This is a genomic window from Lactococcus sp. KTH0-1S, assembly GCF_052544945.1.
This window is the reverse complement of record NZ_CP195165.1, coordinates 1,045,758-1,062,278: the sequence shown is the minus strand read 5'-3', so window position 1 is coordinate 1,062,278 and position 16,521 is coordinate 1,045,758. Positions and strand designations below refer to the sequence as shown.

Here is a 16,521-nt window from a genome sequence, read left to right as displayed (position 1 = left end):
ATTATTCTGTCAGTAAATTTTAATGACAGACAGAACTGTCAGAGAATTTCTCATTCAATCTGTCACTTACAATCAACAATTACTTTCTGGCAGCCTTTTTTTGCAACATTTCCTTACAAAAGGACAAAATGGGACCTCTTGTGGCAATTAATATATCTTCTGGCAGATTATCAAAGGCAAACCATTGACAGTCAAGAACCTCTGATTCTTCTAAAAGAATTTCTCCAGAAAAATCGTTACAAGTAAAAACAGTATCAACAATATGAACTTCATCCCCATTAGGATAGAAAAAGTGTTGTTCTGTCCCAGAAGCGACAGTGTACAAATTTATTTTTCCAGCTTTTAAGCCAACTTCTTCAAAGAGTTCACGTTTCGCTGCTTCTTCAACCTTTTCATTCGGTTCAACTGACCCACCATGATAACACCATTTCCCATTATCTGCCCGTTTTTGAAGTAAAATTCCACGATTTTCATCATAAATAATCAAGCTTGCACATGCAATTACCATTGGGACATGCCCAATTTTTTTGCGCAAATCCATGACATAACCTTCGGCCATTATTATTTCCTTCTTATCTAGAAATTTGATCAATCTGACATTAACAAAAGTCCCAAACTATTCATCACCATAGGCTTTGATAATTTCAGCAACAACTGGATGTCGAACGACATCTTTTGCCATGAAATAAACAAAATCAATTGATTTCACATGGCTTAATTTATCTTTGGCATCAATCAAACCTGATTTTACCTTATTAGGTAAATCAATTTGTGAAATATCTCCATTAACAATCATTTTAGAATTAAAACCGAGTCGAGTCAAAAACATTTTCATCTGCATCGTTGTTGTATTCTGTGCTTCATCCAAAATGACGAAGGCATCATCAAGCGTACGTCCACGCATGTAAGCAAGCGGAGCTATTTCAATAATTCCTCGTTCCATCATTCGCTCAGTTGCCGTCTTTCCTAAAATTTGGAAAAGGGCATCATAAACTGGTCGTAAATAAGGATCAACCTTTTCTTGCAAATCGCCTGGTAAGAACCCAAGACTTTCACCAGCTTCTACAGCTGGTCTTGTCAAAATAATTCGTTTCACCTGACCATTACGTAATGCTTGAACAGCCATCACAACAGCTAAAAATGTTTTCCCTGTTCCAGCTGGTCCAATCCCAAAAACAATATCATGATGTTTGACAGAATCAACATAAGTTTTTTGAATCAGATTTTTTAGTCGAATTGACTTGCCGGCTGCATCTTTCGTCAATTCAACTTCATAAAGTGCAGTGAAATTTTCAATATCATCATTTAAAACCATCTTTATTGCAATAATGACATCTGACGCATGAACTGGAACTCCTCGACCTACTAATACCTGTAGAGCTTGGAGGGCTTTACGAGCTCGCTCTCTTGTCAATTCATCCTCAGAAACGATTTGAACCGTTTCGCCACGATAATTAATCTCAACCCCTAGTTGAGATTCAACTAACTTCAAATATTTATCTTGTACCCCAAAAAGTAGACTTGCATCTTCTGGATTTTCTAGTTTAAATTCAATTGAATTTTTAGTCAAATACACAATCTCCATTAATCATTTTCTTACATTATAGCACATTTCATATTTTAATTTAAATCACACCTTACTGAATATAAAGAAAAACTCTATTTTAAAATAGAGTTAAATCAATTTTAGTAAGCCATCATTTTTTTATTTCCTCGATAAAGTTCTACGATTGTCCAAATTAATAAAAGGAGAACTCCAAAAATAAGAAAACCAGAAATAAGATGAGATAGTCCAAGATGATGAGGCATAAAGTTGTCAATTTGATCTGGCAAACCAATCAAATTAAGATAGGTCAAAGCAATAACTGAAAACCAGCCCAAACATTTAATAATGAAATTATTTTTAAAATCACCCATCTCCTTTTTACTATTAGTCAACATCAACAAAGGAATGATTGAAAAAGGTAGAGCAAAGGCTAGAAAAACTTGAGAATTATTCATCAAATTATTAATTGCTTCATGTTGTGCTTTCAAAGTTTGTCCTCTTGTCATAGAGACACAAATCAATACTGGAACAACTGAAAGCAAACGTGTTACTAATCTTCTGGCCCACATTGGCATTCTCATATGAATGAAGCCTTCCATAATAACTTGACCCGTTAAAGTCCCTGTAATAGTAGAATTCTGTCCTGAAGCAAGAAGAGCTACGGCAAACAAAGTCGATAAAGCTCCTGTTTTTGCTACATCGGCAAGCAGTCCATTGCTTAAAACAGTTGGATTAGAGAGGGCATCATATAAACCAAAGAATGAAGGATCATCAATCACGCCCGTTTTGAATACAGCAACTCCCATGATTAACAAGAGGGAATTCACAACAAAAGCCACTGTCAATTGAATATTAGAATCCCATGTTGAAAATCTTACCGCTCTAGCAACATCTGCTTTATCTTGATGATTGATTTTTCGACTTTGTGAAATAGATGAATGGAGATACAAATTATGAGGCATAACTGTAGCACCAATAATTCCTAAGGCCCCTGTTAAAGGAGACATCCCTGCCACTGTTGGTGAAGAGGCAAACGTCCGGCTATTGGGGATAAATCCCTCAATAATTCCCTTCCAATCTGGATTTGATAAAGCAACTTGATAAGCAAAAATGACCAAAATGACTAAAATTAAACAGATAACAAGGGCTTCAATTTTTCTAAAACCTACTCTCGTCAATAACAAAAGCAAAAAGACATCAAGAACTGTAATAAAAACCGCTAAAATTAATGGGATATTAAATAAAAGATAAAGAGCGATAGCAGCCCCAATTACTTCCGCAATATCCGTTGCCATTATGGCAAGTTCAGTTAATATCCATAAAACAATTCCTAAAGATTTACTTGTTCTTGCTCTTATAGCTTGAGCTAAATCCATTTGACTGACAATACCTAATTTTGCCGACATATACTGAAGGAGCATTGCAATTAAACTCGACATTAGAATGACTGAAATCAGTAAGTATTGAAAGTTTTGTCCGCCAGTTATTGAGGTTGACCAATTTCCTGGGTCCATATAACCAACTGCAACCAAGGCACCCGGTCCTGAATAAGTTAGCAACATTTTGAAAAAACCAACATTTTTAGGTACTTCTACTGTCCCATTTATTTCCTCTAAGGATTTTCCATTCGTATGATAAATCAATCGATGACGTTGATATTCTTTATCATTCATTATTTCTCCTAGCTCTAAGTTGAATAAAATTCAACAACCATTATGTTAAGTATATTTTTATAATAATTAAAATAAATCAATTATTGATTAAAGAAATTATCAAACTTTTTAATCTATAACTGATAATAAAAATATTATAGCACTACCTTATCTTTTTTTCAAATATTTTAGCACGTCTTTATAAATATATTTAAAAAGATACAAAAAAAGCCCTCAAGAGGGCTTTATTCATTAATATATAATAAAAAAACCTGTCAAAGACAGGTTTCAAAATTCTTATTTAGCCACTACTGGATAAACTGATACGTGTTTTTTACCACGTTTCATTTCGAATTTAACAGTTCCTTCGATTTTAGCGAAGAGAGTATCGTCGCCACCACGGCCAACGTTAGTACCTGGATGGATATGTGTACCACGTTGACGGAAAAGGATTGAACCGCCGCTTACAAGTTCACCGTCAGATGCTTTAGCACCGAGACGTTTAGCTTGTGAGTCACGTCCATTGGAAGTAGAACCCCCACCTTTTTTGTGGGCGAAGAGTTGCAGATTAAGTTCAAGCATGTTATTGCCCTCCATTTTCAAATTTAAGTGTAATGTACTGACCATAGCTTTTTTCAACTGCTTTCATCGAATTTGCAAAAGCTTCGAGCAAAGTTTGAGCCAATACGCCTTGTTTTTCAGGTATGCTCAAAGGAATTTCAACAAACAAGTAACCATCTTCCATCTGAGTCACAGGTTTAATGTGAGCCATCTCGTAGATATTATTTGCTGTTGTAATTGATAGTACGCTGACCGCCGCACAAACCACATCGTGTCCATACTCGCCAGATTCAGCATGTCCTGAGATTTCATAAGAAACAATTTTGTCTCTTTTTGTCCTGATACAAGCTTCAATCATAATTAAGCGTTAACTGATTTGATAACAACTTTAGTGTATGGTTGACGGTGACCTTGTTTACGGTGTGAGTGTTTTTTAGGTTTGTATTGGAAAGTAACAACTTTCTTTTGCTTACCATGTTTTTCGACTTCACCAACAACAGTTGCGCCTTCAACGAGTGGTGCACCAACTTTAGTTGTTTCGCCTCCGACAAAGATAACTTCGTCGAAAGTAACGGTTTGACCAGCTTCAACATTGAGTTTTTCAACGTAGATTACTGAACCTTCTTCAACTTTAACTTGTTTACCACCAGTTTTGATGATTGCATAGTTTGACATTGTGATTCCTCCTTGTTAGATTTCATCGCTTTTAAGTCAAGCGACTGTTAGACTCGCCTTAGTTCGTGGGCGTATGCCACTTAATACGAAACTTCGTGCGGTTGCACTTTATGAGACTTCACAAAGACAACTATATTATTATACTACTTCTTTTTCTACTTTTCAAGTCTTATTTTTCATTTTTTTCTTCTATAGAGTTAAGCGAGACTTTATAAATCTTTTTCGTATTCCAAAGCATATTAATCAAAGTATTTACCAGTAAGAGTAACCATGCAAAAGACAAGCTAAAAGAAAGAATTTCAAAAGCCGTTAATGTCAAATAATGAATAGGATGCCATAAAACATAAGAGATTAAGATAAGACCTACAATAAAATAAGACATACGATATAAATTTGGATCAGCATTTGGTAAAAACCAACGAATTCCTAGTATCGAAATAGCCATAAATAAGACTATTAACTGAGCAACAATGTCATGAGCAATATGCATCCAACCTGGATCATTGGGAATTAATCCAACTAAAGCAATTGAAATAGCACAAAGTGTCAATAAAACTTGCAAAATATTTTGTCGATAATGACTGCCCGCTTTTTGTCTTAATGAAACAAAGATATAATCAATTAATGCTGCAAATAAGGCTGCCGAAACAATTAACGTCAGATTAAATTGCCAGCTTGAACGTGAAGCCTGAGTTCCAAGCAAACTAAAATTCCTTTGCCACCAGTACTGATTCCCATTAGTTGCCATACTTGAAACGAAACCACCAACAGAAACCACTAAAAGCATTGTTACCATCATATTAATTGAAAAAGTATCTACAACAAAAATCATGACATAATTAATGATTCCAGAAAAAATAGTAAAGATTAGGGTGGAAGTAAAGAGTCCAAAACTTACACCATAAAAAATTTGACCTAAAAACCAAAATAAACCCATAGATGCTAAAATGACAATAAGTAAAACAGATAAAGTGACTGTGGCAAATGTCCGCCAGTAACTTCTTTTGGTCATCTGTTTATAAAATTCTTTTCTGCGAGAGAAATAAGCAGAAATAAAAGTCAGCATCCCTATTGCATTGGCAATTGTAATAACCGCCGTTGCCAAAGATTCATTTCCAGAAAGCGCAATGACATGAGGATGCTTTAGGACAAAGGCAAAAATAATAAAGATAAATGCAGAAATAATCGTTGGAATAATAAACCACTTAGGCGCCTTATCTGACTTTCTAGCATTGATTTTTCGAATGGTAAAACTATCAGCCGCTAAATCGACGATTTCAATTTCTTCGTTTTCTTTAAGGTCTAATCGTTCATATATTTCTTTAGGTAGATAAATTTTATCCATTTGTTTCTCCTTCCACATTTTGCTCTTTCCAGTCAATTCTCAAACGATAATCGGCTATTTTTTGGGCACCTTGCGAAAGTTGGTAATTAATTTTGATTGTCCTGCTCTCATGATCAATACTTAAAGCATTTGTCAGAATTGATAGTTCTCCTAAACCTTCGTATTCAGTTAAACCTGGAATTTCTGGATGAAAATGCATTTTGATAGGTCGCTTTGCAAAGCGGGTCATTATCACTTCTTTTTCATCAAATTTAAGTAAAACTTTTTCATTTGCAGCATTTTGATACTTGAGTAAGGTCTGATGTTCTCCTTTTTTCAACTCTCCCTGATATATTTCTTTGACCAACTCTTCTTGCTGGTCAATTTTAATTCTATTCCTAATTATAATTTCCATAATCATATTTTACTATAATTCCTTGAATATTTAAAACATAGTCTGTGCTAAAAAGATTAAGTGATGAGGGTCTGCATTTTAGGAGAAAATAGGGTATAATTAGGATAAAATAAGGGAAAATCTGATTTATTTTTAATAGAGAATAGACCTTAAATTTTAGAGGGGGTTTTTATTTTGGAAAAAGTCTTTCGTGACCCAGTTCATGACTATATCACGGTGAACCATCCTGTAATATCAGAATTGGTTGACACTGCTGAATTCCAACGTTTAAGACGAATTAAACAACTTGGAACATCAAGTTTTACCTTCCATGGAGCTGAACATACCCGTTTTTCTCATTGCTTGGGTGTTTACCACATTGCCAAAAGGATTACTGATTATTTTAGTCGGAATTTCCCTTTGGAATGGAATCCTGATGAGAATCTTTTAACTCAGTGTGCAGCTTTATTACACGATGTTGGACACGGTGCTTATTCACATACTTTTGAAGGTTTATTTAATACAGACCACGAGGCGGTCACTCGAGAAATAATTACTTCTCCTGATACAGAAATTAATGGAATTTTGCGCAAGGTCTCTCCTGATTTTCCTGAAAAGGTAGCTTCTGTTATTTCTCATGAATATTCTAATCCTCAAGTTGTTCAATTGATTTCAAGTCAAATTGATGCTGACCGCATGGATTATCTCCTTAGAGATGCTTATTTTACTGGTGCTGTCTATGGACAATTTGATTTAACTTGGATTTTAAGAGTGATTGTTCCTACGGAAAATGGAATTGCTTTTAAGTACTCAGGAATGCATGCAGTTGAAGACTATATTGTCAGTCGATACCAAATGTATATGCAGGTTTATTTTCATGCTTCTTCACGCTCAATGGAAGTTTTACTGCAAAAGTTACTCGCACGGGCTAAGTTTTTATATGCCAGTCAGCCGGATTATTTTGCGATATCAAGTCCTTGTCTCGTTCCCTTTTTCGAGCAAAATCATAATTTACAAGATTATTTAAGACTTGATGATGGCGTTATGAATACTTATTTTCAAGTTTGGATGAGTCATGATGATGAAATTCTCGCTGATTTAGCTTCTGCTTATGTCAATCGTCATTTACTCAAATCGATTACTTTTGACCCCAAGACTGTAGAATTGGAAGATTTAGAAATTTTATCTTCTTTAGTTGAAGAAGCAGGCTTTAATCCTGATTATTACACTGGTATTCATAGTAATTATGATTTACCTTATGATTTCTATCGACCAAGTTCTGAAAAACCGCGGACTGAAATTAATATTCTACAAAAAAATGGTTCGCTTACAGAGCTGTCAGTACTTTCTCCACTTATTAAAAGTTTGACAGGTACAATTCATGGAAATAGCCGATTCTATTTTCCAAAAATTATGCTAGAAAATCCTGAATTTACAAAGTATATTGTTAATGACAGCTTGGTGATTAATCAAAATTTTACTGACAGAAATTTTACTGCCTCTGAAAATACTGACGACTCTGTCAGCAAACAATTATCACTTGATGACAACCTATAATTGCTAAATATTTAATAAATTGAAAGAAATAGAAAGAGAAATTCTTATGATTAAACTTGTTGCTATTGACCTTGATGGAACTTTACTTGACCCTAATCGCCAAATTACTGCCGAAGTAAAAACGGCTGTAAAAAAAGCCAAAGCGGCTGGCGTTAAAATTGTCATTACAACTGGTCGACCTTTACCTGGTGTTGTTGATATCCTAAAATCACTTGAATTAACTGACCAAAGTGATTATGTTATTACTTATAATGGTGGGTTGGTTCAGCGAGCAACCGGGGAAGAATTTATTAAAGAAACTTTGAGTTCTGAAGATTGGCTTGACTTAGATGCTGCTGCTCGTAAAATTGGTCTACCAATTCACGCAATTACTCGTGAGGGAATCTATACTCCAAATCATGATGTCGGAAGATATACTGTCCAAGAAGCCCAAATGGTTAAAATGCCACTTTATATTCGCCAACCCGAAGATATTGCTGCTTTAGAAATTGCTAAAGTAATGATGGTCGATGAGCCTGCGGCTCTTGATGATGGAATTGCTTATCTCCCCTTTGAATTCTTTGAACGTTATAATGTAGTGAAATCAACACCGTTTTATTTAGAATTCATGAATAAAAAAGCAAGTAAAGGGTCAGCAGTTCAACATTTGGCTGAGAAACTTTCTTTTGACTTGGATGAAGTAATGGCTATTGGAGATGAAGAAAACGACCGTTCAATGCTTGAAGTTGCAGGTTGCCCTGTAGTGATGGAAAACGGAAAATCGGAATTGAAAAAAATTGCTAAATATGTAACTAAATCAAATGCTAAATCAGGCGTTGCTTATGCAATTAATGAATGGGTTTTGAAAGATTACCAAGATTAATTAAAAATTTATGAGCATTATTGTTCCCTACTGAACTTTTTAGCGTTATAATATAAGTATAAAAAGATAACAAATAGATGAATTTACAAATCATCTTGTGATATACAGTGGAGGTAATAAGATGAAAATTACATTTGATGAAAAAACAGCTAATAAAATTAAAGCATTTGGAGATGTTGATTTAGTTTTTGATTTTGACCATACTTTGAGTGAAGTCAATACTGAAGTTGACGCTTGTGCAGGTGGAATTTCTCGCTATCGTATTGTTGCCGTAGAAAAAGGAAATGTTCCCGAAGTTTTTGATGCAAGTATTGATTCTGAATTTGGACCAATTTATTATAAAGGTTATGGTTCTTACTTCTTCCAAGATGAAATGTCTACCAAAATCAATCCTTCATATAATTTGATTGAATTGCGTAGTACAGCTGAATTGCTCAGCCCTAATCTTTTAATCGTTGACTTCCGTGGTAAACAAAAAGCAAGCTAATTAGTTCCAACCAAAAAGACCCTCCAAGAGGGTCTTTTTTATATGTCATAAAATGGATTTGTCTTTTCTTGGCTTTCATAAATCTTGACACCCAAATCAAAAGAACGAAGCTTGTCAGCAACTAATCCAATAAAAGCATGCTCAATATAGTGACCAGGGTCTATTCCTAATAAACCAGCTGAAAGCATATCATGACCAACATGATAATAAATATCTCCTGTTATGTAAATATCTGCCTTTTTTTCCAAAGCTGTAGGCCATAATTTTCCACCTGAACCACCACAAATTGCAATTCTTCTAATTTTTTGAGTCAAATTATGGTCATAAGTGATAAGACGTAATCTATCTAAACCAAATGCTGCTTTCACTTTTTCTGTCAGCACTGATAATTCTGTCAGTTCAATGTTTCCAACACGGCCCAATCCTTCTTCTTCATCTAGCACTTCAATATCAGTCATTCCAAGTAACTGACTGAAATAATCATTTAAACCACCAGTAACCACATCAATATTTGTATGGCTGGTATAAACAGCAATTCCAGCTCGCACCAAATCCAAAACTAATTTTTCCTGATCATTCATTGAAGTCAATGCAGAAAGGGGGCGGAAAATCAAAGGATGTTTAGCAATAATCAGATTCACACCCAGCGCTTTTGCTTCTGCCACTGTTTGCTCACGAATATCCAAGGTTACCAAAACTTTTGTTAGTTCATCGTTTGGGTTCCCAACTTGTAAACCTACAGGATCACCTTCAACGGCTAATTCTTTGGGGCAAAATTTTTCGTATTCAAGCATAAAATCAGAAATTTTCATCGAAGCACTTCCTCAATTCTCGCAATTTGATTTAAAACCTCTTGACGTTTTTTAGCTTGTTCTTCAGGCAAACGAGCAATAATTTTATTCAAAGTATTTAATTCCTTTTGCCATTTTTGTTGAAAAACAGTTGATTTTTCTTTAGATAAAAAAGGGCCAAATGTTAAATCATTTACTGACAACTTTTCTGTCATTAATTTTGAGAGTGGTTCGGCAACAATAATCTCGTAAAACTTACCTACCTCCAATAAAATCTCTTCTTTTTTAATGACAAATTGATGATTCACTAACCACTGACGGAGGCTTTCCTCATGATTATTAGGTTGCAAAATCAAACGTTTAACATGGCCTAACTTTTCTTTACCTGCCTCTAAAATTTCGGAAATTAATATTCCTCCCATACCAGCAATCACGATTGTATCAATCTTGTCAGTATTTTCAATAGCACCTAAGCCATTGGCCAATCGAACCACAATCCGATCACTTAAATCAGCTTCTTCTACATGATTTTTAGCAATTTCAAAAGGCCCTTTAACCACTTCTCCCGCTACCGCAAAATCAATCACCAATTTTTGCATCAAATAAGTTGGTAAATAAGCATGGTCTGAGCCGATATCAGCAAGTCTTGCTCCATTATCAACATAGTCAGCTACTGCTTTCAAACGTTTTGAAAGTTTAATTTCATTCATTTTTTAAATATTTCTTTCCAAATTTACAATAATCTAAAACAGGACAGTCTGCACATTTCGGCTTTTTGGCTGTACAATGATAACGCCCAAAGAAAATGAGATGGTGATGTGCTTGTACCCATTTTTCTTGCGGAATCAGCTTCATCAACTTTTCTTCAACTTCTAAAACTGTTGCTTTTTGGGGAACGATATCCAAACGTTTAGAAACTCGTTCAACATGTGTATCAACTGCAATCCCCGGAATTCCGTAAGCTTCTGCTAAAACAACATTTGCTGTTTTTCGACCCACCCCCGGTAAAGTTTGTAAAACCTTTTTATCCTTTGGCAAATCAGGCAAAAAGTCCCCAAAGTCGCTCACTAACATCTGTGATGTCCGTAAAATATTTTTAGCTTTAGTCTTGTAAAGACCAATTGTCCGAATCAGCTTCTCAATTTTTTCCACTTTTGCCTGTGACATTGTTTGTGCATCTGGAAAAGCCGCAAAAAGAGCCGGCGTCGCCTTATTAACTCCTTTGTCAGTTGCTTGGGCAGATAAAATCGTCGCAATCAATAGTTGAAAAGGAGTTTCCCACTCTAATTCTCCGTGAGCTTGCGGGAACATGTCTTCAATAATTTCTAAAGCTTCAAGATATCTTTTTTTACTTAACATCGTGCACGTCCATTATCTCTATTAACTATTCCATGGTCCATCCAAAGGAATATAAAAATCTTCTTGTGGTTTCTTTCTCTTAGCTTCTTCGCGTTCCATTTGTCGACTCTCAATCGCTTGAAGAGAATTCACCCCATCATTTTTCCAATTTCGTAAAATAGCTTTAATGTAATTTAAAGATACCTTACGATTGAGAACTGCTTCACGCAAAGCTTGTTTAATCAACGAAAAGTCATAACCATCTTCAAACAGCCAAGCTCTCAATTCTTCCATTTGTACAGGAGAAATCATGCCCATTTCTGCTTCAAACATGCTAACTAATTCTTTAAGCTGCCCCTCTTCCTGAACTTTTTCATTCTCTGGAGTTGAACTCGCAACAGCACCACCCAAAATTTCATCTAAGTGCTTAAAGGCCGGGCTAATATCAAAGAAAGTTTCCATTTCTCCATCAATTTCAATTAAAGTCACCTTCATTGCTCCAAATTTGGACAGATTATCAATGGCCTGATTAACCTCCGATAATTTTTTACCTGTTTTTTCAGCAATTTCACTAGGTGCAATATCTTGATTTTCAAAAAAGTATAACCAAATCAAAAAATCAAAAGCAGAAGGGAAAAGCTTACTAAAATGTGCTAAAATCACATTTGGTAAGACAAGATGCCCTTTGCTATATTCATCGTAATAATTCATAGAACTATTATAGCATATCGCGTCATTATGGTTCAATGAACTTCACATAAAAACTACTTAAATCAGTTAAACTTTAGCAAATTTTTAATCAATTATTTTATACTATTAAATTTCAGACCTTAATTTCCTAAAGTATTTATTTTCTTCAATTACATTTTTGTAAGAAATTAGCAAGCAAATCCTTGATATACTATACTTATAAACAAAAGGACATTTGAAAGGAAATAAACAATGAAAACACAAATAGAAAAAATTACTCAAAAAGTAGAAAATGAAAAATCAATCAAAGATAATTTAGAAATTATCCACTCACTTAATGACTTACTCTACAACGGTTCTTTATACTGATGTAAAGTAACACAAAAAAGGACCTATGAAAATTAATTTCTTATGGTCCTTTTTTTATTATTTCGCTTGATAGACTATTTTTCCATCACATATTGTATATTTGACTTGCCCTTGAACTTTCTGTTTAATAAATGGAGAATTGGTCGCTTTGGAATCAAATGTTTCGCCGACCTGATAGTCATTTTCAGCATCAAAAATGACGAGGTCAGCTGGTCCATTTTCTGCGAGGTAACCTGCATCAAAATTATAAAGTTTAGCTGGATTAACGGTCATTTTTGTCAGTAATTCACTGAGTGTTAAATGGCCTTTTGCGACTAAGTTTGTCAAGCCAAGTTGCAATGAAGTTTCTAATCCAATCATTCCTGAAGGTGCCTTATCAAGGCTGACATTTTTCTCTTCATGAGTATGAGGGGCATGGTCTGTGGCGATGACATCAATCGTTCCATCTTTCAATCCCTCAACTATTTTATCGATATCAGCAGTTCTACGCAATGGTGGGTTGAGTTTAGCATTTGTCCCCTGCTCAAAAATCATTTGTTCTGTAATCGAAAAATGTTGTGGAGTCACTTCTGCTGTGATTTTTGCTCCTAACTTTTTGGCAAATCGCACCACTTCAACAGATTCTCCAGCTGATAAATGTTGAATGTGCAAGCGAGCGCCTGTTTCGTAAGCAATCATAGTATCACGCGCCATCATGCTGTATTCTGAAACAGTCGGTGCCCCTGTGAAGCCACATTTATGAGCCACTTCGCCATCATTCACTCCTAAAGTTCCAATCAATTTTGGATCTTCTTCATGAATTGAAAGCAGGCTGTCAGTTAATTTCGCTTTTTGCAGAGCTTTACGTAAAAGACCAGCATCTGTCAGCGGAATACCGTCATCAGAAAATCCGATTGCTCCTGCTTTAATGAGTTCATCAAAATCTGTTAAATGCTCTCCATCAAAATCTTGCGTAATTGACCCAACTGCATGAATCTTAATATCTTCTTTGTCAGCAATTTCTAAAGTTTCTGTCAGTACTTTTGGCGTAGATAAGATAGGTTTTGTATTTGCCATCATAACTACTCTTGTAAAACCACCAGCTGCAGCTGATTTTGCACCGCTATGAATCGTTTCTTTCTGTGTTTGTCCTGGTTCACGAAAATGAACATGAACATCAATTAAACCAGGGGCAACGACTAATCCCCTTGCATCAACAATTTCTGCATTTTCTACTGACAAATTTAAGCCGATTTTTACTATCTTGTCATTTTCAATCAGAATATCTAACACTTCATCTCGATTTGATTTGGGGTCAACAAGTCGTCCATTTTTAATTAATAAAGTCATTTTCTTCCTTTCATAAATTACTGACAGAACACTCAGCTTTGCTGACTTGTTCATTTATCCACCGATTCAATGTCTCCCTTTGGTCGAATTGAACTGACAGCTATTCCAGAACCTAATTATTTACTGACAGGCTCTTTGAATTTCTGTCAGTAAATTAATTTTGCCAAGTTTCTTGATTTTCTTTGAACTTTTTAAGTAATTCTAATTCTTCTTTTGTCACATAACCCGTTTCTTTAGCAATTTCAATCAACTCAGAATAAGTTGTCAATGTGGCTAATTTAACACCAGCATCAGCAAATTTACTGTTCGCTTTTTCTAATTCATAAGTGAAAATTGCAACCACACCAAGCACGTCAGCACCTTCACGTTCTGCGGCTGCAACAGCTTCTAAAACTGAACCACCAGTCGAAATCAAATCTTCAACCACAACCATTTTTTGGCCTTTTGCCACACGTCCCTCAACCTGATTTCCTGCTCCATGGTCTTTGGGTTTGCTACGAATATAAGCAAATGGTAATTTAAGATAGTCAGCAATAATTGCACCATGAGGAATTCCTGCTGTAGCAGTTCCTGCAATGACTTCAACTTCTGGAAATTCCGCTTTAATCAATTCTGCAAAAGCACCTTCGATTTGGCTTCTAACTTCCGGATAAGCTAAGGTCACCCGATTATCAGTATATATTGGTGACTTAATTCCTGAAGCCCAAGTAAAAGGTTGACTTGGTGAGAGACTGACCGCTTTAATTTCCAATAAATCTGCAGCAATGGCTTTTGATATTGACATAATTTCTCCTTCTAGTTTACTGACAGAACCATCAGCAAAGCTGACAGTTCATTTTTCTACCGATTCAATAATTCCCTTTGGTCATATTGAACTGACAGCACTACCGTAGCGAGCATGGATAACGTGCAACCCAATAGTGGTAATTGTCAGCAATAAAAAACACTTGCCAAGAATCCTAGCAAGTGTAAAAAGTATCAAAACAAATTCACTTTTACTGACAGAAAATCCTGTCAGTAAAAATAGAATCAATTTTTCCTGATTTCAACCTTGCTAGCCTCTCTGGACTAGTTTAAAAGTTATATTGTTTATTAGTTTAACAAACTTGAGCCAGATTTGCAAGTCTTATTTTTTCGATTTATGATAATTGGAATCAAAAAACATTGTAATAATATTGAATTCAACCATAGACAAGCCAACCCATTTCATTCTATTATCAGCCCAATAGTTTGTATAAACATACCAAGCCAAAACCATAAAAAGAAGTCTTAAAATGATATCTGCTAAAAATATAAATTTTTTCATTAGATTTCCTCAATGATTGAAAAGTAAATTCTACGCCCATAAGCTCTTCTCTCTTGTCATTTATTTAGCTCTTCTATAAGCTTTAATTGCTTCTGGTATGATAATAAAAAGTAGAACAACAATATAAAATATTTGTACTAAAATATTTTGATGAAAGAAAAATATACTTATGCTTGCACTTATTACAAGTACTCCTTTAAAAATTGGTAAAATTCTTTTCATAGCTAAACCTCCAAATGCTTATTGGAATTGAACCATTTCTATCAACCCTCAGCCCTCAGCCCTCAGCCCTAACCCCTATCATTTATTTCTATGAAAAGTTTGCATGATAAGACTTAAAATGCTAAGAATTACTGCAATACTTGCAAAAATATATTTAAGTATGCTAAGGTCATTTGGAAAAATAAAAATTAAAACACCGAGTATTACGGCAAATATACTACTCAGATATTGTACGATTCTTATACTCTTTTTAGTAATCATTGCCATTCAAACCCCCAGACTCCTCCACTGAAATCTTAGTTATTTTCTCAAACTCTTATCAAAGAAAGTTGAAACTAAAACAAACAGTGCAATTACAAACCCTAAAATATAACCAAAGCTCCATTTCTCGGAATTGTTAATTAGAATAGCACCACCTAAAAATAAAATTGTACGAACGAGAGCTATAGCAACAAATCTTTTCTTGTTATTATTTTTCATCATAAACCTCCTTCATTGCCATCCCCACTTAGTTGGAATAAGTCCCCAGTCAATCCAGATTTCTCCATTAACACTTGACATCCAACCACAAGCTGCAGCGGCTGATGCTGCCAATTTAACCACCCAAGTCGTTGGCATCCAAATCGTAGCAATTGAAACAGATGTAGGACCATACTTCAAAATTTTATTTACATCATTTTTACTTAAAAACAAACGCACACCATACCAGTGAAATTCAACTTTTGTTACTCCTACATGTTTAGTAGCCATAGAAGTAGCAGAATTCTTCAAAGTCGTTGGGTTTTCAGCTAAAATAATGGAATTTCCTTTTTGAACAACCTTAACATCAATATCAGATTTTTCGATTTTTTGAGCTCCAACGATAAGTTGTTGATTTGCAATTTTAACTGATTCATTTAATTTATTTATTTCTTCACCACTTGTATTTTGAGGTAACACATTATGATTTACAACATATTTCCCATTTAAAAGAGATATAGCATTATCAAAACGATTGATAAAGTATTGATTAATTTGACCATTATTCGTCGTTGGCGTAGTTGGTTGGCTTACTGTCAACAAGTCAATATCACCAGAATAGTTTGAAACTTGATTTACATTTTTAGCTTCGAGTTTTTGTGATGAGACCTTATTGTGTGTAGATTGGGCAAGTCCAAGACTTCCACCCGTTACGAGTAAAATGGTTAGACTTGAAAATACTAGATTATTTTTTAAATGTGACATATTTTTCTCCTTTTTGAGATGCGATGCAAATCAATAGAGATTTTGCATCACTGTTACGGTGACATTTCTTCTTTCAAGATTTTTAACCCTCCTTTTACCATTCTGAGTGAGCGACACTCATTATTCATGAATCATTTTCTAAACTGATTATATCAAATCAAAATGTCCGAAAAGACTTTTTCCGAAATCTCGGA

General features: G+C 34.8%; 22 protein-coding genes and 1 other annotated feature. Of the genes, 4 read left to right on the top strand and 18 right to left on the bottom strand.

Features of this window, described 5'->3' with window-relative positions; translation table 11 throughout:
- Positions 1–79 precede the first annotated feature (79 nt).
- From ACRYLU_RS05270 to ACRYLU_RS05235, 8 genes are all read right to left on the bottom strand, one after another.
- On the bottom strand, positions 80–559 hold the full coding sequence (locus ACRYLU_RS05270) for an NUDIX hydrolase (protein WP_118263389.1): 480 nt from the start codon (positions 557–559) through the stop codon (positions 80–82).
- A gap of 57 nt (positions 560–616) precedes the next feature.
- A complete protein-coding gene (locus tag ACRYLU_RS05265) occupies positions 617–1,585 on the bottom strand; it encodes a PhoH family protein (protein WP_003130649.1) in 969 nt (322 codons plus the stop codon).
- A gap of 101 nt (positions 1,586–1,686) precedes the next feature.
- Entirely contained in the window at positions 1,687–3,219 is a 1,533-nt protein-coding gene (locus ACRYLU_RS05260) for an Nramp family divalent metal transporter (protein ID WP_098393893.1), read from the bottom strand.
- Between the two features lie 276 nt (positions 3,220–3,495).
- Positions 3,496–3,780, bottom strand: coding sequence for a 50S ribosomal protein L27 (gene rpmA / locus ACRYLU_RS05255; protein WP_003130646.1), 285 nt, complete (start codon positions 3,778–3,780; stop codon positions 3,496–3,498).
- Position 3,781: 1 nt separating this feature from the next.
- Complete coding sequence (locus ACRYLU_RS05250) at positions 3,782–4,117, bottom strand: ribosomal-processing cysteine protease Prp (RefSeq protein WP_038601242.1); 336 nt, start codon at positions 4,115–4,117, stop codon at positions 3,782–3,784.
- Positions 4,118–4,119: 2 nt separating this feature from the next.
- Positions 4,120–4,434, bottom strand: coding sequence for a 50S ribosomal protein L21 (rplU, locus tag ACRYLU_RS05245; protein ID WP_003130644.1), 315 nt, complete (start codon positions 4,432–4,434; stop codon positions 4,120–4,122).
- 39 nt (positions 4,435–4,473) lie between these two features.
- Positions 4,474–4,547: a sequence feature (ribosomal protein L21 leader region), on the bottom strand.
- Between the two features lie 56 nt (positions 4,548–4,603).
- A complete protein-coding gene (locus ACRYLU_RS05240) occupies positions 4,604–5,779 on the bottom strand; it encodes a DUF998 domain-containing protein (protein ID WP_098393894.1) in 1,176 nt (391 codons plus the stop codon).
- Positions 5,772–6,173, bottom strand: coding sequence for a DUF1934 domain-containing protein (locus ACRYLU_RS05235; protein ID WP_278227855.1), 402 nt, complete (start codon positions 6,171–6,173; stop codon positions 5,772–5,774). Before ACRYLU_RS05235 ends, ACRYLU_RS05240 begins: the two co-directional genes overlap by 8 nt.
- A gap of 174 nt (positions 6,174–6,347) precedes the next feature.
- Here ACRYLU_RS05235 and ACRYLU_RS05230 point away from each other — a divergent pair, with 174 nt between their 5' ends.
- The 3 genes from ACRYLU_RS05230 to ACRYLU_RS05220 all read left to right on the top strand — a co-directional run bounded on the left by ACRYLU_RS05230 (position 6,348) and on the right by ACRYLU_RS05220 (position 9,058).
- A complete protein-coding gene (locus ACRYLU_RS05230; protein ID WP_098393896.1) occupies positions 6,348–7,709 on the top strand; it encodes an HD domain-containing protein in 1,362 nt (453 codons plus the stop codon).
- Between the two features lie 46 nt (positions 7,710–7,755).
- The gene (gene yidA / locus ACRYLU_RS05225; RefSeq protein ID WP_038601247.1) at positions 7,756–8,571 is read left to right on the top strand and encodes a sugar-phosphatase; all 816 of its coding nucleotides are present in this window, start codon (positions 7,756–7,758) and stop codon (positions 8,569–8,571) included.
- A 121-nt stretch (positions 8,572–8,692) separates the two neighbouring features.
- Positions 8,693–9,058 (top strand): iron-sulfur cluster biosynthesis family protein, encoded by a 366-nt coding sequence (locus ACRYLU_RS05220; protein ID WP_038601249.1) that lies wholly within the window; start codon positions 8,693–8,695, stop codon positions 9,056–9,058.
- A 38-nt stretch (positions 9,059–9,096) separates the two neighbouring features.
- Here ACRYLU_RS05220 and ACRYLU_RS05215 read toward each other — a convergent pair whose 3' ends face one another.
- From ACRYLU_RS05215 to pyrE, 6 genes are all read right to left on the bottom strand, one after another.
- Positions 9,097–9,870: a Nif3-like dinuclear metal center hexameric protein gene (locus ACRYLU_RS05215; RefSeq protein ID WP_445081334.1), complete on the bottom strand. Its 774-nt coding sequence runs from the start codon at positions 9,868–9,870 to the stop codon at positions 9,097–9,099.
- A complete protein-coding gene (locus ACRYLU_RS05210; protein WP_445081333.1) occupies positions 9,867–10,559 on the bottom strand; it encodes a tRNA (adenine(22)-N(1))-methyltransferase in 693 nt (230 codons plus the stop codon). The genes ACRYLU_RS05215 and ACRYLU_RS05210 overlap by 4 nt, the downstream gene beginning before the upstream one ends.
- Complete coding sequence (gene nth / locus ACRYLU_RS05205) at positions 10,552–11,208, bottom strand: endonuclease III (RefSeq protein ID WP_445081332.1); 657 nt, start codon at positions 11,206–11,208, stop codon at positions 10,552–10,554. The genes ACRYLU_RS05210 and nth overlap by 8 nt, the downstream gene beginning before the upstream one ends.
- Positions 11,209–11,229: 21 nt before the next feature.
- The gene (locus tag ACRYLU_RS05200; RefSeq protein ID WP_021722526.1) at positions 11,230–11,898 is read right to left on the bottom strand and encodes a DnaD domain-containing protein; all 669 of its coding nucleotides are present in this window, start codon (positions 11,896–11,898) and stop codon (positions 11,230–11,232) included.
- 405 nt (positions 11,899–12,303) lie between these two features.
- Positions 12,304–13,575, bottom strand: a complete 1,272-nt coding sequence (locus ACRYLU_RS05195; RefSeq protein WP_445081375.1) for a dihydroorotase — start codon at positions 13,573–13,575, stop codon at positions 12,304–12,306.
- A gap of 154 nt (positions 13,576–13,729) precedes the next feature.
- On the bottom strand, positions 13,730–14,359 hold the full coding sequence (gene pyrE / locus ACRYLU_RS05190; RefSeq protein ID WP_029343821.1) for an orotate phosphoribosyltransferase: 630 nt from the start codon (positions 14,357–14,359) through the stop codon (positions 13,730–13,732).
- Here pyrE and ACRYLU_RS05185 point away from each other — a divergent pair.
- On the top strand, positions 14,340–14,468 hold the full coding sequence (locus tag ACRYLU_RS05185; protein ID WP_257140064.1) for a hypothetical protein: 129 nt from the start codon (positions 14,340–14,342) through the stop codon (positions 14,466–14,468). The two genes, pyrE and ACRYLU_RS05185, sit on opposite strands and share 20 nt — an antisense overlap.
- A 233-nt stretch (positions 14,469–14,701) precedes the next feature.
- Here the strand turns inward: ACRYLU_RS05185 and ACRYLU_RS05180 are convergent, their stop codons facing one another.
- The 4 genes from ACRYLU_RS05180 to ACRYLU_RS05165 all read right to left on the bottom strand — a co-directional run bounded on the left by ACRYLU_RS05180 (position 14,702) and on the right by ACRYLU_RS05165 (position 16,327).
- On the bottom strand, positions 14,702–14,881 hold the full coding sequence (locus tag ACRYLU_RS05180) for a hypothetical protein (RefSeq protein WP_445081331.1): 180 nt from the start codon (positions 14,879–14,881) through the stop codon (positions 14,702–14,704).
- Between the two features lie 60 nt (positions 14,882–14,941).
- The gene (locus ACRYLU_RS05175; protein WP_155266158.1) at positions 14,942–15,103 is read right to left on the bottom strand and encodes a hypothetical protein; all 162 of its coding nucleotides are present in this window, start codon (positions 15,101–15,103) and stop codon (positions 14,942–14,944) included.
- 300 nt (positions 15,104–15,403) lie between these two features.
- Entirely contained in the window at positions 15,404–15,586 is a 183-nt protein-coding gene (locus tag ACRYLU_RS05170) for a hypothetical protein (RefSeq protein WP_236620774.1), read from the bottom strand.
- A 9-nt stretch (positions 15,587–15,595) separates the two neighbouring features.
- Positions 15,596–16,327 (bottom strand): hypothetical protein, encoded by a 732-nt coding sequence (locus tag ACRYLU_RS05165; RefSeq protein WP_445081330.1) that lies wholly within the window; start codon positions 16,325–16,327, stop codon positions 15,596–15,598.
- Positions 16,328–16,521 lie beyond the last annotated feature (194 nt).